20 protein-coding genes and 1 tRNA gene are annotated in these 23298 nt (G+C 72.3%); 11 read left to right on the top strand and 10 right to left on the bottom strand.

The features are described 5' to 3' along the window. Window positions 1-60: 60 nt before the first annotated feature. Entirely contained in the window at window positions 61-957 is an 897-nt protein-coding gene (locus NRP21_RS05090; protein WP_257715088.1) for a septal ring lytic transglycosylase RlpA family protein, read from the bottom strand. Continuing rightward, window positions 954-1928 carry a lytic murein transglycosylase gene (locus NRP21_RS05085; protein ID WP_257715087.1) on the bottom strand — a complete coding sequence of 325 codons (975 nt, stop codon included), beginning with the start codon at window positions 1926-1928 and terminating at the stop codon, window positions 954-956. The genes NRP21_RS05090 and NRP21_RS05085 overlap by 4 nt, the downstream gene beginning before the upstream one ends. A 142-nt stretch (window positions 1929-2070) precedes the next feature. Between NRP21_RS05085 and NRP21_RS05080 the strand changes: the two genes are divergently transcribed. From NRP21_RS05080 to NRP21_RS05065, 4 genes are all read left to right on the top strand, one after another. Continuing rightward, window positions 2071-2160, top strand: a tRNA-Ser gene (locus tag NRP21_RS05080). Between the two features lie 33 nt (window positions 2161-2193). Further along, window positions 2194-2931: an endonuclease III domain-containing protein gene (locus NRP21_RS05075; protein WP_257715086.1), complete on the top strand. Its 738-nt coding sequence runs from the start codon at window positions 2194-2196 to the stop codon at window positions 2929-2931. A 79-nt stretch (window positions 2932-3010) separates the two neighbouring features. Beyond that, entirely contained in the window at window positions 3011-3661 is a 651-nt protein-coding gene (locus NRP21_RS05070) for a DsbA family oxidoreductase (protein ID WP_257715085.1), read from the top strand. Continuing rightward, complete coding sequence (locus NRP21_RS05065) at window positions 3658-4341, top strand: DUF1194 domain-containing protein (protein ID WP_257715084.1); 684 nt, start codon at window positions 3658-3660, stop codon at window positions 4339-4341. Before NRP21_RS05070 ends, NRP21_RS05065 begins: the two co-directional genes overlap by 4 nt. 18 nt (window positions 4342-4359) lie before the next feature. On the opposite strand, the gene mfd is transcribed toward NRP21_RS05065, so the two are convergent. Beyond that, a complete protein-coding gene (gene mfd, locus NRP21_RS05060) occupies window positions 4360-7830 on the bottom strand; it encodes a transcription-repair coupling factor (protein ID WP_257715083.1) in 3471 nt (1156 codons plus the stop codon). Next, a complete protein-coding gene (locus NRP21_RS05055; protein WP_257715082.1) occupies window positions 7831-8151 on the bottom strand; it encodes an FAD assembly factor SdhE in 321 nt (106 codons plus the stop codon). Window positions 8152-8208: 57 nt separating this feature from the next. Here NRP21_RS05055 and recG point away from each other — a divergent pair, with 57 nt between their 5' ends. The 6 genes from recG to NRP21_RS05025 all read left to right on the top strand — a co-directional run bounded on the left by recG (window position 8209) and on the right by NRP21_RS05025 (window position 15252). Further along, entirely contained in the window at window positions 8209-10281 is a 2073-nt protein-coding gene (gene recG, locus NRP21_RS05050) for an ATP-dependent DNA helicase RecG (RefSeq protein ID WP_257715081.1), read from the top strand. An 81-nt stretch (window positions 10282-10362) separates the two neighbouring features. Then, a complete protein-coding gene (locus NRP21_RS05045; RefSeq protein ID WP_257715080.1) occupies window positions 10363-11103 on the top strand; it encodes an ABC transporter ATP-binding protein in 741 nt (246 codons plus the stop codon). Beyond that, window positions 11103-11834, top strand: a complete 732-nt coding sequence (locus NRP21_RS05040) for an ABC transporter permease (RefSeq protein ID WP_257715079.1) — start codon at window positions 11103-11105, stop codon at window positions 11832-11834. The genes NRP21_RS05045 and NRP21_RS05040 overlap by 1 nt, the downstream gene beginning before the upstream one ends. Window positions 11835-11838: 4 nt before the next feature. Continuing rightward, window positions 11839-13803, top strand: a complete 1965-nt coding sequence (locus tag NRP21_RS05035; RefSeq protein WP_257715078.1) for a Gldg family protein — start codon at window positions 11839-11841, stop codon at window positions 13801-13803. Between the two features lie 4 nt (window positions 13804-13807). Beyond that, window positions 13808-14818, top strand: coding sequence for a DUF4340 domain-containing protein (locus NRP21_RS05030; protein ID WP_257715077.1), 1011 nt, complete (start codon window positions 13808-13810; stop codon window positions 14816-14818). Further along, window positions 14815-15252 (top strand): NUDIX hydrolase, encoded by a 438-nt coding sequence (locus tag NRP21_RS05025; RefSeq protein WP_257715076.1) that lies wholly within the window; start codon window positions 14815-14817, stop codon window positions 15250-15252. Before NRP21_RS05030 ends, NRP21_RS05025 begins: the two co-directional genes overlap by 4 nt. Window positions 15253-15271: 19 nt before the next feature. Here NRP21_RS05025 and msrP read toward each other — a convergent pair whose 3' ends face one another. From msrP to NRP21_RS05005, 4 genes are all read right to left on the bottom strand, one after another. Beyond that, the gene (gene msrP / locus NRP21_RS05020) at window positions 15272-16204 is read right to left on the bottom strand and encodes a protein-methionine-sulfoxide reductase catalytic subunit MsrP (protein WP_257715075.1); all 933 of its coding nucleotides are present in this window, start codon (window positions 16202-16204) and stop codon (window positions 15272-15274) included. A gap of 60 nt (window positions 16205-16264) precedes the next feature. Continuing rightward, the gene (locus NRP21_RS05015; protein WP_257715074.1) at window positions 16265-17260 is read right to left on the bottom strand and encodes a Bug family tripartite tricarboxylate transporter substrate binding protein; all 996 of its coding nucleotides are present in this window, start codon (window positions 17258-17260) and stop codon (window positions 16265-16267) included. Window positions 17261-17483: 223 nt separating this feature from the next. Then, window positions 17484-18911: a glycosyltransferase family 39 protein gene (locus tag NRP21_RS05010; protein ID WP_257715073.1), complete on the bottom strand. Its 1428-nt coding sequence runs from the start codon at window positions 18909-18911 to the stop codon at window positions 17484-17486. Further along, a complete protein-coding gene (locus NRP21_RS05005) occupies window positions 18908-20014 on the bottom strand; it encodes a glycosyltransferase (protein ID WP_257715072.1) in 1107 nt (368 codons plus the stop codon). The genes NRP21_RS05010 and NRP21_RS05005 overlap by 4 nt, the downstream gene beginning before the upstream one ends. A gap of 103 nt (window positions 20015-20117) precedes the next feature. Between NRP21_RS05005 and NRP21_RS05000 the strand changes: the two genes are divergently transcribed. Next, a complete protein-coding gene (locus tag NRP21_RS05000) occupies window positions 20118-20891 on the top strand; it encodes a sulfite exporter TauE/SafE family protein (RefSeq protein ID WP_257715071.1) in 774 nt (257 codons plus the stop codon). A gap of 26 nt (window positions 20892-20917) precedes the next feature. On the opposite strand, the gene NRP21_RS04995 is transcribed toward NRP21_RS05000, so the two are convergent. Together NRP21_RS04995 and NRP21_RS04990 are read right to left on the bottom strand one after the other, a co-directional pair. After that, window positions 20918-22165 carry a hypothetical protein gene (locus NRP21_RS04995; RefSeq protein WP_257715070.1) on the bottom strand — a complete coding sequence of 416 codons (1248 nt, stop codon included), beginning with the start codon at window positions 22163-22165 and terminating at the stop codon, window positions 20918-20920. Further along, window positions 22162-23271, bottom strand: coding sequence for a hypothetical protein (locus tag NRP21_RS04990; protein ID WP_257715069.1), 1110 nt, complete (start codon window positions 23269-23271; stop codon window positions 22162-22164). The genes NRP21_RS04995 and NRP21_RS04990 overlap by 4 nt, the downstream gene beginning before the upstream one ends. Window positions 23272-23298: the final 27 nt, after the last annotated feature.

The raw sequence follows: 23298 nt of genomic DNA, 5'->3' as shown, positions 1-23298 counted from the left end.
TTTCCTAGAGGAAAAGCGGCCGGCCCTCATCCATTTTGTTAGGAACCGCCCGCGGGCAGCCTAATCGACCACGATCCGCGCCTCGGTCACGCCGCCCCGCAGCGCCCCGTCCAGCGCCCGATCCGCCTCGGCGGGGCTGGCGAAGGGCCCGAGCCGCACGCGCCACTCCTGCTGCCGCGCGGTGCCGGTGGCCTCCACCTGGGCCCCTCCCATCCGCGCGGCCTGCCGGGAGGCCGCCGTGCGGTTCGTGAAGCTGCTGCCCTGCACGAAGAGCCGGCCCGGCAAGGCCGGCCCCTGCACGACGCGCTCGTCCAGCACCACCGGCTCCGCCGCGCGCTCCGATGCGGCAGCCGCCTGCACCAGGGGCCCGCGCCCCTCGCGGACCCGATCCGCCTGCCGGGCGCCCGCGATTGGCGCCAGGGCTTCCCGTTCCACCGCCGCCGTCGGCGCCGCGGCGATGGCCGGCCGGCTCCCCTCCGGGGCTGGCAGCCCCGAGGCCAGCGCCCGCGAGAGATTCCCATCCACGGCAACCCGCACCTGCGCCGGTCGGCCTGGCGCGATGCCCAGGAGCTCCGCCGCGCGGCGGGAAAGCTCGATCACACGCCCCGGATCCGCCGGGCCGCGGTCGTTCACCCGCACCGCCAAGCTGCGCCCGTTCTCCAGGTTCGTCACGGTGACAATGGCGGGGAGCTGCAGCGTGCGGTGCGCCGCGTTCAGCGCTGCCGGGTCATAGATCTCCCCGTCGGCCGTGCGTCGCCCCGCACGGGCGTCCCCGGCCACGGTCGCCAGCCCTGTCTCCACTAGCCCGAAATCCTCGCGCGGATAGAACCAGAGATTCCCCAGCCGATAGGGCTCGCCCAGGGAATAGCGCGCCTCCGATGCGGGCGGGGAAGGCTCTTCCGGCTTCCAGCACCCGCCGAGGACCAGCAGGGCGAGAAGGGCGCCGGCGCGGGTCACGCCACCCGGTCGGAGAGCATGCCCACCGCCGTCGCGTAGTACACGCTGTTGTTGTAGCGCCGAATCACGCTCCAGTTCCGGTACACCAGGAAGGCCTGCGCATTGCCCTCCTTCGCGCCGGGCACGACGACCGCCGCCGTCATGTCCGAGGGCTGGATGGGGGTTCCGTCCGCATTGGTCAGCCCCTGCCGTGCCCAGTCCCGCAGCGGAAGCGAACGGTCAGGGGTGGCCGAGTAGGGATCGAAGCTCGCTGGCAGCACGACCTCCCGCCCCCAGCGCTCATCCATCCGCCACCCGAAGCGTGAAAGATAGTTGCCGATGGAGCCGAGCGCGTCCGCCTTGCTGTTCCAGATGTCCTTGCGCCCGTCCCCGTCGGCGTCCACGGCGTACTGCTCGTAGCTCTGCGGCATGAATTGCGGGTGCCCCATGGCACCGGACCAGGAGCCGCGCATCCCTTCCGGCGCGATGTTCCCGGCATCGATGATGCGCAGCGCGGCCATCAGCTGCGGCCGCATGGTGCGCTCCCGCCGCCCATCCCAGACGAGGGTGGCCAGGGCGTTCACCACGTTGAAGCTGCCCATGTTCGTGCCATAGCTCGTCTCCATCCCCCAGATGGCGACCATCACCCGGGCGGGCACGCGGAACCGGTCCTCCAGCGACTGCAGCAGCGCCCGGTTCTCGGCGAAGGCCCGGCGCCCGTTGTCGATCCGCGTCTGGGAGACGATCAGCTCCCGGTACCGCTCCCAGGTCATGGTCCCCTCGGGCTGGCGGCGGTCCAGCTCGATCACGCGGTCGATCGGCCGGATGTTGCCCAGCGCCCGCTGGATCGTGTTGTTCGAGATGCCCGCCCGGCGCGCATCCGCGCGCAAGCCATCCAGAAAGGCATCCCAGCCTATCTGCTGAGCCCGGGCCGGCACGGCCAGGGCAAGGAGGGGAAGGGCGAGGACGGACCGGCGGCCGGGGCGGTTCATGCGCGGCTAAGTGGCATTTCCGACCGCCCGGGGCAACGGCGGAGCCGCACTCCCGCGATGACGGAGCCGTGCCCAACGGAACAGGCCGTTCGCCGGCCCGGTTCCCTCCCGGGCCCTCCCGGTGTAACCGGAGGAGCGGCCCGGACAGGTGGCAGAGCGGTCGATTGCTCCGGTCTTGAAAACCGGCGTGGGGGCAACCCCACCGTGGGTTCGAATCCCACCCTGTCCGCCACTCCACATCCCGGGCTGGGCAGCCCCGCAGGGCATGGCGCGTTTCCCGGGGATGCCGAACGCCGTTCCCCACGCAAGAACCCAGCCCGCCCCGGCCCGGGACCGCCCGGAAAAGGCCCCCTTTGACTTCGACGAGGCCTTCCGCCGCCTGCGGATGATGCTCGCCGACCGGCCCAAGGCCGCGATGTTCGACCTGCGGGACCGCGGCCACGGCTCCCCGTTCGAGCAGCTCGTAGCCAGCCTCATCTCCGCCCGAACGCGGGACGAGACGACGATGCAGGTCTGCCTGCGGCTCTTCGAGACCGCCCGCACCCCGGCGACGATGATCGCGCTGGACGAGGATACCCTCATCGGCCTCCTCCACGGCGCAACCTTCCCGGAGCCCAAGGCGCGCGACATCCTCGCCCTGTCCCGCCGCATCCTGGAGGAGCACGGCGGCACCGTGCCGGACACGATGGAGGGCCTGACCGCCTTCCGCGGCGTCGGCCCGAAGATCGCCGCCCTCACCCTCGGCGTGGCCTTCGACCACCCGGTCATCGCCGTGGACATCCATGTCCACCGCATCGCCAACCGCTGGGGCATCATCGCCACCACCACGCCGGAGCGCAGCATGGCGGCGCTGGAGAAGGTCCTCCCCCGCCCCTACTGGATCGAGATCAACGAGCGCCTGGTTCCCTTCGGCAAGTTCGTCTGCACGGGGGAGCGCCCGCACTGCTCGACCTGCCTGCTGCTGGAGATGTGCCGCCAGGTCGGCGTCATGAGCGCGCGGTGAGTCGCTGCACCACGCGCCGTTGCGACATGGGCCGCCGTAACACTGGCCCGGCCCCTGCCCCGCGCGCTAAACACGCCCGGTGAACGCGCTCACCCCGCCCCGTGCCCGGCTGGCCATCGAGGTCGTCTTCGACCTCGTCTGCCCCTGGTGCTTCCTCGGCACGCGCCGCTTGCGCCGGGCCCTTCGCGCCCGGCCGGAGCTGGCGGTGGACCTGATCTGGCGGCCCTTCCTCCTCAACCCGGAGCAGCCGGCCGGCCGCGACCCCTTTGCCCGCCGCCCGGGCGGCGCGGACCGCACCCGCCGCCTTCACGCCACCCTGACCGAGATGGGCCGGGCCGAGGGCGTGCCCTTCCGCTTCGACCTGATCCACCGGACCCCGCCCTCCCTGGACGCGCACCGGCTGGTGCGCCTCGCCGCCCGGCGGGGCGTGGCCGAAGAAGTGGTGGACCGCCTCTTCCTCGCTCACTTCGCGGAGGGCGCGGACATCGCGGACCACGCGACCCTCGCCGGCATCGCCGCGCTGGCCGGGCTGGACCGCGCCGCCACCCGGCGCTTCCTGGCCGGCGATGCGGAGGTGGAGGTGGTGGGGGCGGAGAACCTCCGGGCGCACCGGCTAGGCATCAACGGCGTCCCCTGCTTCGTCATTGCGGGGCGCCACGCCATCGCCGGTGCGCAGGAGCCGGAGGTGCTCCAGCGGCTGCTCGACGTCGCCCTGGCCGAGGCCGCTTGAGCCCGCCCGGCCTCGGGCGCCGCGCCGCCCTGCTGGTCCCGCCCGCCCTCGCCGCCGGGGCCGCCGCCGCGCAGGAAGGCGCGGTGGACCTCCTCCTCGTGCTTGCCGTCGACGCGTCCGGCAGCATCGACGCGGACGAGTTCCGCCTTCAGCGCGAAGGCTGCGCCGAGGCCCTGGCCCATCCGGCCGTCCTCTCCGCTATCTCCTCCGGCCCCCGCGCCGCGATCGGCGTTGCCATGGTGGAATGGGGCGCCCCAGGCGGCGCCGCCACTGTGGTGGGCTGGCATCGCGTCTCCGGCAGCGGCGACGCCAGGGCGCTCGCGCGCGCCGTGATGGACGCGCCGCGTTCCCGCCAGTCCTGGAATGCCATCGGCGACGCGGTGGACCATGCCGCCGCCCTCATCGCCGCCGCGCCCTGGGCGGCGCGGGAGCGGGTCATAGACCTGTCCGGCGACGCCCCGGACATGCGGAGCATCAACCCGATCGAGGTCGCCCGGCAGGCGGCCGCCGCGCAGGGCATCGTGGTGAACGCCCTGGCCATAGAGGGCGGCCGGCCCGGGCTGACCCGGACCTACGATGAAACCGTGATTGCCGGCGACGGCGCCTTCGTCATGACCGCCGACAGCCGAGCCGACTTCGCGCGCGCCCTGCGCGCGAAGCTGGTCCGCGAGATCGCGTAGGGCGCGGCGGGCGCGGGCTTAGGCCGCCTTCGCCTCGCCCGCCACGCGCAGCAGCGCCTGCAGAATCTCGCGCGCCACCTTCACGCGCTGGGGCAGCTGCATCTCCCGCACCACCGCCAGCTTGTGGTCCGGCCGCAGCTTCACTGCCCCCTTCTGCGACACCACCCAGTTCGCCAGCCCGCCGGGGTTCACGAACTGGTTGCGCCGGAACGAGAGCACGATGCCCTTCGGCCCGGCATCTAACTTCTCCACCCCGGCCTCCCGGCACATGCGCTTGATGGAGACGACCTGCAGCAGGTTCTCCACCTCCTCCGGCACCGGGCCGAAGCGGTCGGCCATCTCGGCCGCCATCGCCTCGATCTCCGCCTCGCTCGCCAGCCCGCTGATGCGGCGGTAGAGGCCGAGGCGCACCGGCAGGTCGCGCACGTAGTCCTCGGGGATCAGCACGGGCAGGCCGAGGTTGATGTTCGGCGTCCACTCCCGGTCCGGCGCCTCGCCCTTCTGGCCCTTGCCCCGCTGGCGGTTGCGGATGTCCTGCACCGCGTCCTCCAGCATCTGCTGGTAGAGCTCTATGCCGACCTCCCGTACATGGCCGGACTGCTCGTCGCCCAGCAGGTTGCCGGCGCCGCGGATATCCAGGTCGTGGGAGGCCAGGGTGAAGCCGGCGCCGAGATTATCCAGCGTCTGCATCACCTCCAGCCGCTTCTGCGCGGCCGCCGAAAGGCGGTGCGACTGCGGCCAGGTGAAGTAAGCGTAGCCGCGCAGCTTCCCGCGCCCGACGCGCCCGCGCAGCTGATACAGCCCCGCCAGCCCGAACATATCGGCGCGGTGGATCAGCAGCGTGTTCACCGCCGGCATGTCCAGCCCGCTCTCCACGATATTAGTGGAGAGGAGGATGTCGTACTTGCCGTCGCCGAACTCGGTCATGACCTTCTCGAGCTCGGTGGCGGAGAGACGGCCATGCGCCTGGGCGATCCGCACCTCAGGCACGATCTCCGCGAGTCGGGTCGCGACCTTCGGCAGGTCCTCCAGGCGCGGCACCACGCAGAAAACCTGCCCGCCGCGGAAGCGCTCGCGCTGGATCGCCTCCCTGATCACCACGGAATCCCAGGGCATGATGAAGGTGCGCACCGCCAGGCGGTCCACCGGCGGCGTCGCGATCACGCTCATCTCCCGCACGCCGGAGAGGGCGAGCTGGAGCGTCCGCGGGATCGGCGTGGCCGTCAGCGTCAGCACGTGCACGTCGGCCTTGAGCGACTTCAGCCGCTCCTTGTGGGCCACGCCGAAGTGCTGCTCCTCGTCCACGATCACCAGGCCGAGGTCGGCGAACTCCACCCCCTTGGCCAGCAGGGCATGGGTGCCGACGACGATGTTGACGGTGCCGTCCTTCAGCCCCGCCTTCACCGCCGCCTGCTCCTTCGGCGTCACCATGCGGGAGAGCTGGGCCACCTTCACCGGCAGCCCCTCGAACCGGCGGGAGAAGTTGCGGAAGTGCTGGCGGGAGAGGAGCGTGGTGGGAACCACAACCGCCACCTGCGCGCCCGTCATCGCCACTACGAAGGCCGCGCGCAGCGCCACCTCCGTCTTGCCAAAGCCCACATCGCCGCAGATGAGGCGATCCATCGGCTTGCCGGCGGAAAGGTCCTCCAGGATGTCGGAGATGGCGCGGAGCTGATCCTCCGTCTCGGCGAAGGGGAAGCGCGCGCAGAACTCGTCCCAGGCACCCTCGGGCGGGGTGGCCATCACGCCCTCCCGCGTCTGGCGCTCGGCGGCGGTGCGGATCAGCTGCGCCGCCATGTCCTGGATGCGCGACTTCGCCTTCGCCTTCCGGTTCTGCCAGGAGACGCCGCCGAGCTTGTCGAGCGCGACTCCCGCGGCATCGCTGCCGAAGCGCGTCAGGACCTCGATGTTCTCCACGGGCAAGAAGAGCTTGTCCCCGCCATCGTAGATCAGCCGCAGGCAGTCATGCGGCGCGCCGCCGGCGTCCAGCGTCTGCAGCCCGTCGTAGCGCCCGATGCCGTGGTCGATATGGACGACGAGGTCGCCTTCCTCGATCTCGGTGGCGTCCGCGATGAACTGGTCCGCGCGCTTGCGCCGGCGGGGCGGGCGCGCGATGCGGTCGCCCAGCAGGTCCTGCTCGCCGGTGACGGAGATGCCCGGCTCGCCGTCGGCCCCCGGTGCCCCGATGAAGCCGCGCTCCAGCCCCCAGATCGCCAGCCCGGTCACGCCCGGCGGCAGCTTCTGCACCTCCGGCCAGTGCTCGACGAGTTGGCTGGGGATCTTGTGCTCCCGCAGCAGGTTGCCCAGCCGTTCCCGGGAACCGCGGGTCCAGCCGGCCAGCACCACCCGGCGCCCCTGCCCGGCCATGGCGCGGGCGTGCTCATGGAAGGCCTCGAACACATTGCCCCCGGCCTGCCGCACCTCGGTGAAGAGGCGACCCTGGCGGCCCCCGGCCTCGACCCCTTCCCCGCCCTCCGGCTTGCCGAATGGGTTGAACCGCAGGATCGGCCCGCCGGAGAGCATCCGGTCCCAACCCTTGCGATCCAGGTAGAGGCGGCGCGGCGGCGCGGGGCGGTAGGGCACCTCCCCCTCGCGCGGCGGCAGGCGGCGCGCCTCGTAGTGGTCCTCGATGGTTTCCAGCCGCGCATCCAGCGCGTCCTCCGCCTGGTGGTCCAGGCTGGTGGAGGCCGGGCCGAGATAGTCGATCAGGGTCTCCATGCTCTCGTGGAAGAGCCCGGCCCAGTGCTCCATCCCGGGGTGCCGCTGCCCCGCCGAGATGCTGACATAGAGCGGGTCGTCGCCGGCGGCCGGGCCGAAGAGGTCGCGGTACTCCGTGCGGAAGCGTGTAATCGAGTCCGGGTCGAGGAACACCTCGCCCATCGGCCGCAGCCACAGCTCATTGATGGCTTCACCCGAGCGCTGGGTGCCCGGGTCGAAGCGCCGCAGGCTCTCCACCTCGTCGCCGAACAGGTCCAGGCGCACCGGATCCGGCTCCCCGGCCGGGTAGAGGTCGATGATGCCGCCGCGCACGGCGTACTCACCCGGTTCCATCACCGTACCGGCGCGGCCGTAGCCGTTGGCCTCCAGGAAGGCTGTCAGCTTCTCCGGGTCGCAGCGGCCGCCCTTGGCGATCCGCAGGGTGGCGCCCTGGAACACCGCACGGGGCGGCACCTTCTGGACCAGGGCGTTCACCGTGGTCAGCAGGATGCGCGGGCGGGCTGGCGCCTCCATCAGCCGGGTCAGGGTCGCCACCCGCTCCGCCGTGATCTCCGGGTTCGGGGAGACCCGGTCGTAGGGAAGGCAGTCCCACGCCGGGAAGGTCAGGACCTCCACATCCGGGGCCAGGAAGGCCAGGGCCTCGGCCATGCGCTGCATCCGGGCGTCGTCCCGGCAGACATGCAAGACCCCGCCCGACTCCTCCGCCCGGCGGCGGGCGACGAGCAGGCCATCATAGCCCTCAGGGGCGCCGTAAACCTCGAGACCCGCCATTCAGATGTCCTGAGCCCCCTGATTCCGCATTCCATCCGGCAGCCCGGCGCCCGGGGCGGCGCTGGCCTCCATCAGCCGGAGCATCATGGGCGACTGCAGCTCGGCCGGAACTGGCCGGCGGCCCGTCAGCCAGTCCGTCAGATCCGCGTCCTGCAGCTCCAGCAGCTCCTCAACCTCGTCCAGCTCCTGATCGGAGAAGCTCGCGATGCGGTCGGCCACAAATCCCCCGATCAGCAGGTCCGTCTCCTTCGTCCCGCGGTGGCGGGCACGGAAGAGCAAACGCCGCCGGCGCGGGGAGAGTTCGTCCTGTTCGTGATCCATGGCGGAGGCCCGTTCGGCATTCGTTCGTGGCGTGCCATATAGCCGCCAGCGCGAATCATGCCAGCCCAAGACCCCCTCGCCCCCCTTCTTGCCCCGATCGAGAGCCTGCCCGAGGCCGCCGGGCGCGCGCGCCACCTGGCCGCCGCCGCCGGCCCGCGCGTGCTGGACCTGCTGCTCCATCTGCCCGAGCGCTACACGGACCGCAGCCGCGTCACCCGCTTGGCCGATGCGGCGGACGGCGACATCGCCACCGTCCCCCTCCTGGTCGAGGAGGTGATCGCGCCCCGGAACCCTTCCCAGCCCTGGGTTGTGAAGGCCACCAGCGAGCGTGCCCTGCTCGACCTCGTCTACTTCCTTCGCGCGAAGTGGGTCGGCCCCTGGCTGCACCGTGCCTTCCCGGAGGGCGCGGCCCGCACTGTCTCGGGCCGCGTGCGCCGCTACGGGGCCAAGTGGCAGATGGACGCGCCGGAATTCGTCTCGCCGCCGGATACCATCCCCGCCGTCCAGCCGGTCTGGCCACTGGTGAAGGGGCTGGGTCCGCGGGACGTGGCGAAGGCCATGGGAGGCGCCCTGGCCCGCCTGCCGGAACTGGCGGAATGGCAGGACGCCGCCCATCTCCGCCGGCGGCGTTGGCCCGGCTTCGCGGAAGCGCTGCGACTCCTGCAGGCCCCGGTCGCGGTGCCACCGCCCGAAATTGTCGACCGCTTGGCCTATGATGAGCTCCTGGCGGGCCAGATCGCCATCGGCCTGGTCCGCCGCGCCGTGCTGGAACGCCCGGGCCGCCCCCTGCTGGGCGACGGCACTCTTCGGGAGCGGGCAGTGGCCGCCTTCGGGCACGAGCCGACCGCGGCCCAGGCCCATGCCCTTGCGGAAATCGACGCCGACCTCGCCGCCCCCCGCCGGATGCTGCGCCTGCTTCAGGGCGACGTGGGGAGCGGCAAGACGCTGGTGGCGCTCATGGCCATGGTCCGCGCCGTTGAGGCCGGGGCCCAGGCCGCCATCATGGCGCCGACCGAGATCCTGGCCCGCCAGCACCTCCGCACCTTCCAGCGCCTGGCCGGGGCCGCCGGGGTGGAGTGCGCCCTGCTGGCAGGCAGCGTGAAGGGAAAGGAGCGCAGCCGGGTGCTGCGGCGCCTTGCCGACGGCTCCCTGCCGCTCGTCGTCGGGACCCACGCCCTGTTCCAGGAGGGGGTGCAGTTCCGCGACCTCGCCCTCGTGGTGGTGGACGAGCAGCACCGCTTCGGCGTCGCCCAGCGGCTGATGCTGACGGAGAAGGGCAGCGAGACGGACGTGCTGGTGATGACCGCCACCCCCATCCCGCGCACCCTTCTCCTCACCCAGTGGGGCGAGATGGCCGTCTCCCGCCTGGAGGGGCGCCCCGCCGGGCGCAAGCCCATCGTCACCCGCATCGTCTCCCGCGACCGGCGGGACGAGGTGCTGGCTGCCCTGCGCCGCGCCTTTGAGAAGGGGGACCGCGCCTACTGGGTGGTCCGCGCCATCGAGGAGGGCGAGGCGCACGACAACGTCGCCGCGGAAACCACCTTTGCCGGGCTGAAGGAAGTCTTCGGGGAGAAGGTCCGCCTGGCCCACGGCGCCCAGAGCCTGGAGGTGCGGGAGGCGGCGCTGGGCGACTTCGCCGCCGGCCGCGCGCAGCTCCTCGTGGCCACCACGGTGGTCGAGGTAGGCGTGGACGTGCCCGAGGCGACGATCATGATCATCGAGCAGGCCGAGCGCTTCGGCCTCTCCGCCCTGCATCAGCTCCGCGGCCGGGTCGGGCGGGGCAGCGCGCAGTCCTACTGCCTTCTTCTCCCCTCCGCCGATCTGGCGGAGGGCGAGAAGCGCCGCCTCTCCGTCATCCGCGACACGGAGGACGGCTTCCTCATCGCTGACGCGGACCTCGACCACCGCGGCGGCGGCGATGCGCTGGGTACGCGGCAGGCGGGGCAGATCGGCCGCCGCATCGCGGACCCGCAGCGCCATGGCGGGCTGGTGAGGGTGGCGCACCAGGAGGCGGAGCTGCTGCTGGAGAAGGACCCGGACCTGTCCCGGACGGAGCGGGGCCGAGCCGCGCGGTTGCTGCTGGGCATCTTCGACCACGATCCGAGCCTGAAGCCGCTGGCTGCCGGGTAATCTTCCGTGACGGTCGGGGGTCTTGCGCCCCTTCCCTGCCCGCCGTAACCCGGCCCCGCGGGGGCGTCCCGGTCCCCCGCCTTGGGGGACCTCACCGTGGATGCGCCGCATATCGAGATCGACCGCCTGACCAAGCGCTTCGGCGCCTTCACGGCGGTGGACGACCTCTCCTTCACCGTCCATCCCGGCGAGGTGCTGGGCTTTCTCGGCCCCAACGGCGCCGGCAAGTCCACCACCATGAAGATGCTCGCCGGCTTCGTGACGCCCAGCGCCGGTACCGCCCGCATCATGGGCGACGATGTGGCGGAACGCCCCGTCCAGGCCCGGCGCCACCTCGGCTACTTGCCGGAAGGCGCGCCCACTTATCCGGAGATGACCGTTACCGGCTTCCTCCTCTTCGCCGCCCGGGCCCGCGGCTATCGCGGGACGGAGGCGGGGGATCGCGTCCACAACGCCATGCGGATGACCCAACTGGAGGAGGTCCGCCTCCAGCCCATCGAAACGCTTTCCAAGGGCTTCAAGCGCCGCGTCGGCCTCGCCCAGGCCCTACTGCACGATCCGCCCGTTCTGGTGCTGGACGAGCCCACGGACGGGTTGGACCCCAACCAGAAGCACGAGGTCCGCAACCTCATCGCCCGGATGGCGCCGGAGAAGGCCATCCTCATCTCCACCCATATCCTTGAGGAGGTGGGCGCCATCTGCACCCGGGCCATCGTGATCGCCCGTGGCCGCATCGTGGCGGACGCCACCCCGGCGGCGCTGGCCGCCCGTGGGCCGGACCTCGACACCGTCTTCCGCGAACTCACCCAGGAGGCCGCGTGATGGGCGCCGTGATAACCGTCGCGCGGCGGGAGCTGGCCTCCTATTTCGCCACCCCCGTCGCCTACGTCTTCATCGTAATCTTCCTGGTGATGTCGGGCGCCCTCACCTTCACGCTCGGCAACTTCTTCGCGCGCGGCACGGCGGACCTGCAGCCCTTCTTCGCCTTCGTGCCCTGGCTGTTCCTCTTCCTCGTGCCCGCGATCACCATGCGCCTCTGGGCGGAGGAGAGGCGGCTCGGCACGATCGAGCTGCTGCTGACCCTCCCCATCGCGCAGTGGCAGGCCGTGCTCGGCAAGTTCCTCGCGGCATGGGCCTTCTGCGCCATCGCACTGGTCCTCACCTTCCCGCTGGTGGTCACCGTCAACGTGCTGGGGAACCCGGACAACGGCGTCATCGCCGCGGGCTACCTGGGCTGCCTGCTCGTGGCGGGCGCCTACCTCGCCATCGGCTCCGCCATCTCGGCGCTGACGAAGAACCAGGTCATCGCCTTCGTCCTCGGCGTCGCGGCCTGCTTCCTCTTCGCCGCCGCCGGCTCGCCCATCGTCACGGAGTTCCTCTCGCGCAACCTGCCCTGGATGGCGGAGGCGGCGCGCGGCATCTCCGTGACGGACCGGCTCGGCGCCTTCTCCCGTGGGGTGGTCGCGCTGCGCGACATCCTCTTCTTCGCCAGCTTCATCGGCGTCTGGCTCTTTGCCAACGCCATCGCCGTAGACCTGCGCAAGGCGGACTGATCCCGTGAGCGACCTCTCCACCACCCCCGTGGGCGCCCCGAAGCCGCACGGCCGCGGCACAGCCATCGCTCTCGGCACCCTGGCCGCCGCCGCGGTGCTGGCCATCGGCGTGAACGTGCTGGCGGACCGTTATCTCTCTACGGCCCGCATCGACCTGACGGAGCAGCGCCTCTACACCCTGTCGGACGGCACGCGGCGGGAACTGGCGAACCTCAAGGACCCGATCACTCTCCGCCTCTTCTACTCCCGGCGCCTCGGCGCCGCCGTGCCCGTCTTCGGCGCCTACTCGGACCGCGTCCATGAGATGCTGCGGGAGTACGCCTCGCTCTCCGGCGGCAAGATCCGGCTGGAGATGCTGGACCCCGAGCCCTTCTCCGAGACGGAGGACCGCGCGCTGGCGCTGGGTCTGCAGGCGGCGCCGCTCGATAACGAGGGCGAGCAGGTCTATTTCGGCCTCTCCGGCACCAACCTGCTGGACGACGAGCGCAGCATCCCCTTCTTCCAGCCGGATCGCGAGCGCTTCCTCGAGTACGACCTCACCCGCCTGGTCCACGAGCTGTCGAACCCCACCCGTCCCGTCCTCGGCGTCATCTCCTCCCTGCCGCTGAACGGCGATCCGCGGGCGATGATGATGCGCGTCCCCGGCGCCGGGCAGCCTTTCCAGGTGATGACGCAGCTCCGCCAGTTCTTCACCGTGAAGGATGTGGCGCCCGACGCGCAGTCGATCCCCTCGGACGTGCAGGTCCTGATGGTCGCCCATGCCCAGGACCTGCCGGTCACGGCCCTCTACGCGATCGACCAGTTCGTCATGCGCGGCGGCAAGCTGCTGGCCCTGACGGACCCGCACAGCGAGAGCCAAGCCGCCCGCCCCGATCCCACCGGCCGGCCGATGGGCTCCACCGCCTCCAACCTCGACCGCCTTTTCAACGCCTGGGGCATCGAGGCGCCGTCGGACAAGGTGGTGCTGGACCAGCGCGGCGCCTGGCGCGTCCGCGCCGCACCGACGGACCGGGTCAGCTCCGTGGACTACATCGCCTGGTTCACCGCCCAGGGCGACAGCATGGACCGCGCGGACGTGGCCAGCGCCGAGCTGAACGGCGTGACCTTCGCCAGCGCCGGCGAGGTGCGGAAGCGCGAGGGTGCGTCGGTGGAGCTGACGCCCCTCCTGACCACCTCCCCGCAGTCGCAGATCGTGGACGCCGCGCGGGTCCGGCAGGCCCCCGACCCGGCCCGCATCCTTTCCGAGTTCAAGCCGGACGGGCAGCGCCACATCCTCCTCGCGCGCGTGCGCGGCACCCTCCGCACTGCCTTCCCGGAAGGCCCGCCCGCCCTGCCGGAGGGCGTACAGCGCGCCCCTGGCCTGCCGGCCCACGCCGCGCAGACCAACGGCCCCGCGAACCTCGTGGTCGGCAACGACACGGACATCCTGGAGGACCGCTTCTGGGTCCGCGTGCAGGATTTCTTCGGCCAGCAGGTCGCCACCCCCACGGCCGACAACGGCGCCCTGGTGACGAACCTCGCCGATACCCTTGCCGGCGGCGACAGCCTCATCTCCCTCCGCTCCCGCGGCGAGAGCCTGCGCCCCTTCACCCTGGTGGAATCCATGCGGGCGGAGGCCGATGCCCGCTACCGCCAGACGGAGCGCGGCCTGACCGAGCGCCTGCAGGCCACCGAGCGCCGGCTGCGCGAGCTTCGCCAGGGCCCCGGCAGCGCCAACGCGGCCGGGGGTACGGCCGGCGCCACTGTGATCACCCCGGAGCAGCGCGCGGAGATCGATGCCGCCCGCACGGAGATCCTGAACACCCGGCAGCAGCTGCGCGGCGTTCAGCGGGAGCTTCGCCAGGGGATCGAGGGGCTGGAAACCTGGCTCCGCATCCTCAACATCGCCCTGGTCCCCGCGCTGCTCACCCTCTTCGCCATCGGCCTCGCCGTTATCCGCGCCCGGCGCCGGGCGGAGGCGCGTGGGTGACGCCATGCCGCTGAACCGACGCCACCTTCTCGCCCTCGGCGGCGCCGCGGTCGTGGCCGCCGGCGCCGCCGCCCTCCTCGCCGGGCCGGAGGAGACGCCAACCCCGGCCGAGGCGCCCCTCGCCTTCCCCGCCCTGCCCGGCCGGCTGGCGGCCGCCCAGCGGATCGAGGTCCGGCAGGGGGGGCAGAGCCTCACCCTCCAGCGCGGCCCCGGGGACGTTTGGGTGCTGCCGCAGAAATCGGGCTACCCTGCGCGGGCCGACCGCGTCCGCGCCCTTCTCGTCGCCCTCACGGAACTGCGGTTCGCCGAGCCCCGAACGGCCGACCCCGAGGCCCTTGCCCGCCTTGGCCTGAACGAGCCCGGTCCTAGCTCCAGCGCCCTTCTTCTCCGCGTGCTGGACGGCACGGGCACTCCCCTGGCCGAGCTGGTGGTCGGCCATCGCCGGGTGCGGACCGCCGGTGGTGGTGGCGCGGCAGGCGAGACGGCCTATGTCCGCCGCCCCAGCGAGAACCAGTCCTGGCTGGCCGAGGGCCGCCTGCCCGTGGATGCTGACCCGCAGCTCTGGATCGCGCGCGAGATCGCGAACATTCCGGAGGAGCGCGTCCTGCGCGTCTCCGGCACCCGCGACGGCAAGACGGTCGAGCTGCAGCGGACGGAAGGCCCGGACGGCCGCCTGCGCATCACCCTCCCGGCCGATGCCCCGCCCGCGGACGAGGTCTCGCTCGACGAGGTGGGCCGCGCGCTCGAGGGGCTGGGCCTCATCGACGTCCGGCCCGAGGCCGAGGCGCCCGGCGATGCCGCCGGCGAGGGCCGCTTTACCCTGACCGACAATCTTTCCGTCACGGCGCGGCTACGCCAGGAGAACGGCAATGTCTGGCTCATCCTCTCCGCCAGTGGGGACGAGGAGGCTGCCCGGCTGAACGAGCACTGGCGCGGCTGGGCCTATCAGGTCGGGGCCTGGAAGCTGCCGGCCTTCGCGCCGAGCCTCGACACGCTGAAGAAGCGCGAGGGGTGAGCACGCGGGAATATCCGGACCGCCCGTGGATCGGCATTGGCTGCCTCGCCTTCCGCGGTGAGGACGTGCTGCTGGTCCGCCGCGCCCGCCCGCCGCGCCAGGGCGAGTGGACTGTGCCCGGCGGCGCACAGGACCTGGGCGAGACGGCCGAGGACTGCGCGCGGCGCGAGCTGCGGGAGGAGACGGGGATCGAGGTTGGCCCCCTCTCCCTTGTCGCCTGCGTGGACATCGTTCAGCGCGACGAGATGGGGCTGATCCGCTTCCACTACACTATCATCGACTACGCCGGCCGCTGGATCTCCGGCGAGCCCGTGCCGGGAGACGACGCGACGGAGGTGCGCTTCTTCTCGCCGGCCGAGCTGGACGAGCTGGACCTCTGGGACGAGACGCTGCGCGTCATCGCGGAGGCCAGGCCACGCCTGTCCCGCCCCTAGGGACCTTGGCCGCCCGCTCTTAGGCGTAGAGCCGTTCGCCCTGCAGATTCCTGTACAAGTCGGCGACGAATTCGCCGTACCCGTTGAACAGCTTCGTCGGCACGCGCTCGTTGCTGCCCAGCAGGCGCTCGCTCGCCTGGCTCCAGCGGGGATGCGCCACCTCCGGGTTCACGTTGGCCCAGAAGCCGTACTCGCTGGACTGCAGCTTCTCCCAGTACCCGACCGGCCGCTCCGCCTGGAAGGTCACGCGGACGATCGATTTCGGCGCCTTGAACCCGTACTTCCAGGGCGTGATCGCGCGGATCGGCGCGCCGTTCTGCGGCGGAAGGGGCTTCCCGTACATGCCGGTGGCGATGAAGGCCAGCTCGTTGCGGGCCTCCTCCATCGTGAAGCCGTCGGAATAGGGCCAGGGATACCAGCCCTGCCGCAGCCCGGGCATGGTGTCGCGCTGGGCTGCCGTCTCGAACACCACGTACTTCGCCTCGGGCTTCGGCCCGGCAAGGCGCACCAGCTCCGACATGGGGAAGCCCGTCCAGGGCACCGTCATCGCCCAGGCCTCCACGCAGCGGAAGCGATAGACCCGCTCCTCCAGCCTAACCTGCTTCAGTAGGTCCTCCAGGCCGATCTCGCGGGGGGTCCCCACCAGCCCGTCGAATCGAATGGACCAGGGGCTCACCTTCAGCCGCTGCGCGGCTGAGGCGACGCTCTTCGAGGTGCCGAACTCATAGTAGTTGTTGTAGTTCGACACGTCCTTTTCCGGCGTCATATCGCGCCCGGGCTGGAAGCGGGTGTTCCGCATCGCCGCCGCCTGAGCCATGGCCCCGCCCGGCGCCAGGGCGGCCCCGGCCAGGGCTGCGCCCGCGCCCAGCGCGGCGCGCCGGCCCATCACCAGGGCCTCTGGCGTGGCAGCGCTCTCGGGCAGTTCCCAGCCACGACGGATGCGGATCAACATGCTGGCCTCCAGGCACGGTCCTCCACAACTCGGGTCCCGCGCGCGCGATTCAAGCCCGCCCTACCCGGCCAGCCGCAGCCCGGCCTGCTGCACGATGCCCCGAAACTTCGCCAGCTCGGAAACCAGGAACTCCCGCGTCTGCTCCGGCGTGGTGGGGCGCGATGGATCGACCCCCGCAGCCACGAGGCGCTCCTGCACCGAGGGTTCCGCGAGCGCCCCGTTCACCGCCGCGTTCAGGGCCGCCAGCGCGGGCGCGGGAAGGCCGCGCGGTGCCAGGAGCACGTTCCAGGTCGTCACCTCGAAGCCCGGCGCCACCGTCTCGTCGAGGGTCGGGATATCAGGGAAAAGGGGATGGCGCGCCTTCGAGGTCACTGCCAGCCCGCGCGAGTAGCCATCCCGCAGGTGTGGGGCGGAGGAGGCCAGCACCTCCAGCGAGTAGGCCACCTCGCCCTTCGCGAGCGCCTCCATCACCGCGGAGCCGCCACGGTACGGCACATGCTCGGCCTTGAGCCCGCCGGCGGAGATCTTCAGGAACTCACCGGTCAGGTGGCCGACCCCGCCGACGCCGGACGTGGCCCAGGAGTACTCCCCGGGCTTCGCCCGCACGGCCTCGACCATCGCCTGGATGTTCCGCCAGGGAGAGGCACCAGGCACAACCACGACCAAGGGCCCGCCGCCAACCGCCGCAATCGGGGTGAAGTCCGCCACCGGATCGTAGGGAGTCTGGGAAGGCAGCGCGGCGGGGTTGGTGCCGTGCGAGGAGGCAGTGGCGAGCAGCAGGGTGAAGCCGTCCGCCGGGCGCTGGCGCACCCACTCCCCGCCGACCGCCCCGCCGGCCCCGGCTCGGTTCTCCACGATCACCCGCGCCCCAGGGCCGAGCCGCGGCCCCATGCGCTCCGCCAGCACGCGCGCGGCGATGTCGGCGGAGCCCCCTGCCAGGAAGGGCACGACAAGGCTGATCGGCCGGTCCGCGACCCATCCCGGCGACTGCGCCAGGACAGGGGTGGCGATAGCGGGAGCCGACAGGGCAGCCTTGAGCAGGGTACGGCGATGCATGGAACAATCCTCTCCGACACGGCCCTTCTGCTAACCGGTGGGGCCGCCCGACCGGAGTTTTGCAGCCCGTCTGCCCAGGTGAACAGCCGGCCGGTGCTCGTTCTGGCCAGGTAGACGCCTCGCCGCGTCAGAGATCACGCCGTGTCCTGTCTCCCACCCGAAATCGCCCGGCTGGCAGATCCGCCCGGCGGCGGGATCTCCCACGGACGGGGTGATGTCCTGTCTAGCGCGGCCGCGGCAGCAGGGCGGACGGCTCACGCCCCGGGGGCGTCTCCACCTGGAACAGACGGTAGCGCTCAGCCTCCACGCCGTCCCGCCCGCGCAATACCTCGCCCACCCGCACCGCCCCGGGCCAGAGCGGAGCGCCCTCGCCTCGCCGAAGGCTCCGCAGCATCAGCCCCGTCCGGCCCGGGGGCGGCTCGGGAAGGGTGAAGAGATCCCAGCGATCGCTGATCGCAACCACCGGCACCTCCCGGGGCAGGTGCAGGGCCAGTTCCGCCGCCAGCCCATACTCCTCCGCCGCGACGAAGTCGGCGCCGGCCGCGGCCCGCGCCGCTTCCACCTCGCGCGCCAGTTCCGGCCAGCCCGCCAGCCTGGCCAGGGTGGGATCGGCGGAACGCGGCAGGGGAATGGGCGAGAACGCCGCCTGGAGGAGAATGGCGAGCGTCATTCCGCCCCCGATCCAGGCTCCGATCCTCTGCCACCTGGGCGCCGCGAATGCCGCCGCCGCGATGCAGGCCGCAGGATAGAGCACCGCCGGCCAGTTGCCCTGAACCCGACTCCCCGTTGCCTGCCAGAGGAAGACCAGCGCTGCCGGCAGCATCAGCCCGAGGAGCAAGCCGACACCCCCGCTGCGCCGCCGCGCCCAGTCCGCCACCCCGACTCCGATGCCCAGGGCGCAGATCACGAAGAGGACCGGAGAGGCCAGGGCGAGCTGGCCACCCAGCAGTTCCCACACGTAACGCAGTCCGAATTCTGTGCCCGCTCCGGCGCGGCCGCCCTGCTTCGCGAAGGAAGCCCAGCCGTGAGACGCGTTCCACGCCACAACCGGGAGAAAAAGCAGCACGGCGGCCACTCCGCCCAGGTAGAGCCACGCGCCGCGCCACCAGCGCCGCGCGGAGGGATCCGCGACCAGCCAGAGCAGCAGCCCGGCCCCGAACAGCGCGGCCGTGTACTTGGACAGCAGCGCGCAGCCCGCGAAGCCCCCGACTGCGAGCCAGTACCGGCCATCGCCGGTGGCGTGCAGCCGCGCCGCGGCCCAGAGGGCGAGGCACCAGAAGACGACGAGCGGCGTGTCCGGCGTCATCAGCACCGCGCCCGCATTCGTCAGCGGCATCGCGTTCAGCAGCAACGCGGCCGACTTCCCCGGGCGGCTCTGCGGGAACAGCGCGTCGCCCGCGCGGGCGACGGCGACCGAGGCCAGTGCGAGGCCGAGCGGCCCCAGCAGCCTGATGCCGAGCGGGTTGTCCCCCAGCAGCCCCGTCCCGGCCGCGATCCACAGCCCCACCATGGGCGGGTGGTCCAGGTAGCCGGGCTGCAAGTTCCGGCCCCAGATCCAGTAATAGGCCTCGTCCGGCGCGACAGGCAGCAGGGCGGCCGCCGCCAGGCGCAGCGCCGTGAGGGCCAGCAGGCCGATAAGCCAGGGGTTCACCGCCCGCGCCAGATCAGGGTGGAGGAGACGGCGTAATTCCAAACCACGGTCAGCAGGGCCCCCGCCGCCCCGGCCAAGCCCCAGCCGGCCAGCCTCTCATTCACCAGCAGCCCGGCGATGCCGACATTGGCCACCGCCCCGATGCCACAGACCGCGTAGAACAGCACGAGGCCCCGCACCAGCCGCGGCCCGCGCAGCCGCAGATCCCGGTAAGTGATGCGGTTGTTCAGCAGGAAGTTCGCCGTCATCGCGGCAAAGGTGGCGATCCACTGGGCCCCCTCGAACTCCAGCCCCGAGACGCGGGAAGCGAGGAACAGCACGGCCAGATGCACCAGGAGGCCCACCGCACCGACCGCGGCGAAGGAGATGAAGCGCCAGGGCAGCCAGCCGCCCAGCGCCTTGTCCATGAGCAGCCCCACGAACTCTAGCAGCACGGTAGCGTCGAGCTTCGATTCTCCCGCGACCCGCGGCCGGAAGTGATAGGGCACCTCCGATACCCGTAGCGGCCGCCCGGCCGAGAGCAGGACATCCAGCAGGATCTTGAAGCCGCGGGCGGAAAGGCGCGGCGCGATCGTCTCGAAGAGTGGGCGCGGCATCAGGAAGAAGCCGCTCATTGGATCGCTGACCGGGGTAGGCAGCAGCAGGGCCGCCAGCCGCGTGCCGGCATCGCTCACCCGCGCGCGGCCCGTGGAGAAGCCGCCGCCCGCCTCGCCGCCCTCCGTGTGGCGGCTGCCCACCGCGACATCCGCGCCGCCGTCGCGCACGGCGGCCAGCATGGCCGGCAGGATCGTCTCATCGTGCTGAAGGTCGCCGTCGATCACGGCCACGTGGGCGGCGGAGGAGGAGAGGACCCCCTCCGTCACGGCCGAGGCGAGGCCGCGCCGCCCGATGCGCCGGATACCCCGTACGCGCGGGTCCATAGCGGCCAACTTTCGCACCTGGGCGGCGGTGCCATCCGGGCTGTCGTCGTCCACGAAGACGACCTCCCAGGCGATACCGGACAGGGCCGCGCCGAGCCGCTCCACCATCGGGGCGACGTTCGCCGCCTCGTTGTAGCAGGGCACGACGATCGTGATTTCGGCAGGGAGGGGTTGGGCCGGCACGGCGGCGGCTTAGCCCGCGCGAGCGACAGCCGGAAGGGGGAGGACGAAGAGGACGGACGAGGCCCCCTTCCCGGCGCCGCCCGATGGGCGTAGCGCCGGGCTGATGCCCGAATACCTTCTCTCCGGCCTTCCTTCCCCCGGCGCCCTGGCGATCATCACGCTCATCGTTGCCCTCTGCGCAGTTTTCCGGGGCTTCACGGGGTTCGGCTTCGCCATCATCGCGGTGCCGCTGATGAGCCTCGCCCTGCCGCCCATCCTCGCCGTGGCACTGGCGGCGGGGCTGCAACTCCTGGGAGGGCTGCTGGATTTCCGCTCCGCGGCGCGCGAGTGCCACTGGCCTTCGGTGCGCCAACTCGCCGCGGGCTCCGTCCTGGCCTCGCCGCTGGGTACGCTGATGCTGGCCTGGCTGCCGGCGGACGCGGCCCGGCTGGTACTCGCGGGGGCCTGCGGCATCGCCGTGCTGGCGCTGGGCAGCGGCCACGGCTTCCGCAGCATGCCCGGGCGCGGCACCACCGTCGCGGCCGGGGCACTCTCCGGCCTCTTCAACGGCCTGGCCGCCATGCCCGGCCCGCCGGCAGTCGCCTACTACCTCGCCCTGCCGATGACGCCCGTGCAGGTGCGCGCCTCGCTGCTGGTCTTCTTCCTCTTCTCCGCGCTTCTCTCCACCGCCAGCCTTCTCGCCATCGGCGCGATCGGCCGGGCGGAGGCGCTGCTGATCCTGGCCGGCACCCCGCTGATGCTGGGCGGCTCCCGGATCGGCGCGGCGATGTTCCGGCGGCTCGGCGGGGCGCATCGTCGGATCTCGCTTCTCACCCTCGCCGTGGTGGCGTTCCTCACCGCAGCGCGCGGCCTCGCCGGAATGCTCGGCGGGAACTGATGGGTTCACCAGGGGCTGGGCAAGCCTCAGGGCCACCCCACCAGCCGAAGCGCCACCTCCGGCCCGGCGAGCATCTCGACCAGCCGGAGGCGCTCCACGGGGGAGAGCCCGGCGCCTTCCCCGTTGCGCGCCACCTCCGCCGCCGCCGACTGCAGGGCGGCATCATAGGCCTCGGCGCCGCCCAGGCGCCTTCCGCCGCTCTCGATCCGCCGCAGCAGCCGCGCCGTTCCCTCCAGGGCCGGAACCGCGGCCCGGGTCTCGGCCACGGCCGCGCCGCGCATGGCGGAGAGCTGGCCCAGCAGTTCCCCGGAGAGGAGGGCGGCGAAGCTGTCGCGGCAGGTCTCGTCGGCCGCGCGGCGAATGGCCTGCAGCCGCTCTCGCCGGGCCGGCACGCCGAGCAGGCCGGACGCCTCGAAATCCTCCGCGAGGACGCAGACCGCAAGGGCGTCCTCGGCCGCGCGGCGCGCCTGCCCGCGCCTGTCCGCTGAGGACGGCCTCTCCACCTCCCGCCGGGACAGGTACTCGTCCACCGCCCCCTGCGCGGCCCGGGCTGCCTGTGCCGAACCGGGCGGCGAGAGGCGAACGGCCAGGGTGGCGAGGCTGGCGGGGCGCGAGGCGCGCGCCACGAGGATCCTCAGCACGGTATCCAGTGCCGCGCCGCCCTCGGCCGCAGCGCCTTCCAGCGCCTGGCGGGCCAGATGCTCCGGCGGCCCGTAGGGCGCCGCCTGAAGGGCGGGCCAGCTCGCCACGGCATGGCGCCAGGCGGCGGCGCAGCGATCGCGCAGGGCCGGGTACTCCCGCCCCGGCAGCCCAGCGGCTTCCCACCCGGTCGGCGTGCTCTCGGGCAGGGCCTGGGCCGCCGCCGGCCAGAGATCGCGGCCCAAGGAGAAGACCTTGTCCAGATCCTCGGCGGTCGCGCCGGTGCAGCCGGCCTCGATGCGTGCCGCTTCCAGCCCCAACCCGGCCTGCACGGCGGCGGAGAGCGGCTGGAGTGCCGAGCGCGGCACGGCCGGCCCGCCGGGCTGCCACTCCGCGGGGCGAACAATCCAGGGATCGAGCGGCATGAAAAGCAGCCGGGTGAGGCCGAGTGGGCGCGGCAGGTTCAGCTCCCGCAGGCGCGGCCGCGCCCGGTCCAGCAGTCGATCCGCGCCGCTGCGGTCCGGCAGCTCATCGATGAGTGAGACCACCCGTGCCAGCTGCTCCCGCGTGGCATCGGCGAGGGCACCGCTCAGAAGTCTGAGCTCGGCGAGTGCGGGCGGAGCACAGGCGATCATACGCATTCCCTCACGATCTGCTCGTTCCGCTCCATCAGCTCCAGCAGCCGGCCGGTGCGCCAGTCCGTCATGCGGATCACGAAGCGGCTCCTCATGCTGTGGGTCACGCTGTGCGGCTCGTCAGAGGCCTCGCCGGTCGCCTCGCCCGTCCAGCGAGTGACCTCCCGGGGCATGCTTGGCACCATCATCGCCATCTCGCCGATCGCCGCAGGTCGCCCCAGCCGGTCGGCGCAGCGCCAGAGCCCGGTCATCACGGACCAGCCGTCGAGAAGCCAGGCCAGGCGCGAGGTCTCGCGCAGCACGCCCTCCGCGTCCGCGGTCCAGCGCAGGACCAGTGCGCGGAAGTCCTCCGCGGCCGCGAGGGCCCGCTCGACCAGGATCTGCCCGGCCTCGACCGTCAGGCGCGCGGAGCGGGCAATGAGCGAGGCGCAGCCGGATTGCTGCGGATCCACCGCCAGTTCGCCCCAGCGCGCGACCTCCCCCGCCATCTCCTCAAGCGCGAGGAGTTCCCCCTGGTACCGCGCGCGCGTTGGGTCGCCGCGGAACCCCACGGCCATGTACGCCTCCGTCAGACCCTCCATCGCCGTGACCACGGCCGGGGGGGACAGCCCTGCCGCCTGGGCCAACCGGGCCACGGCGCGCTCCGCGCGGCGCTGAACATTGAGAGGTGCGTCCCGCTCCGGCGGAAGCGCGTGCTCGCCGGGCCATTCCGTCTGCCGGATGAGCAGCAGGAGCAGGCGGTAGTTCGTGACCAACCTCTGGCCCGCCCGGGCCTTGTGCGCCCCGGTTGCCGCCATGGCGGCCTCCTGCCCGGCGAAGCCGTCCTGCGCCACCTGGCGCGTCGCTTCCGTGATGGCGTCGGGCGTCACGGCCGGGGCGCGCTCGATCAGATCCAGTAGGAGACGGTCGTGCAGCGTCGGCGTGCAGATGTCCGAGAGCTCCCGCAACGGCAGCACGTAGAAGCCGCGGATGCCCGCCGGGCTCGGGACCGCGATCTCCAACCCTCTCCGCGCGCCGGGCCGCACCCGGCTGCCGAGCAGCATCGGGGTGGTGAAGGGCACCACCACGCCGCGCTCCAGGAAGGTCGCCGGGCGGGTATCGTCCACTGGGCTCGGCGCGACCGCCTGCTCTGG

The organism is Roseomonas populi (genome assembly GCF_024594815.1).
Classification (GTDB): domain Bacteria; phylum Pseudomonadota; class Alphaproteobacteria; order Acetobacterales; family Acetobacteraceae; genus Roseomonas; species Roseomonas populi.
The sequence above is the reverse complement of the archived record's forward strand: the minus strand, read 5'-3'. Positions and strand labels throughout refer to the sequence as shown.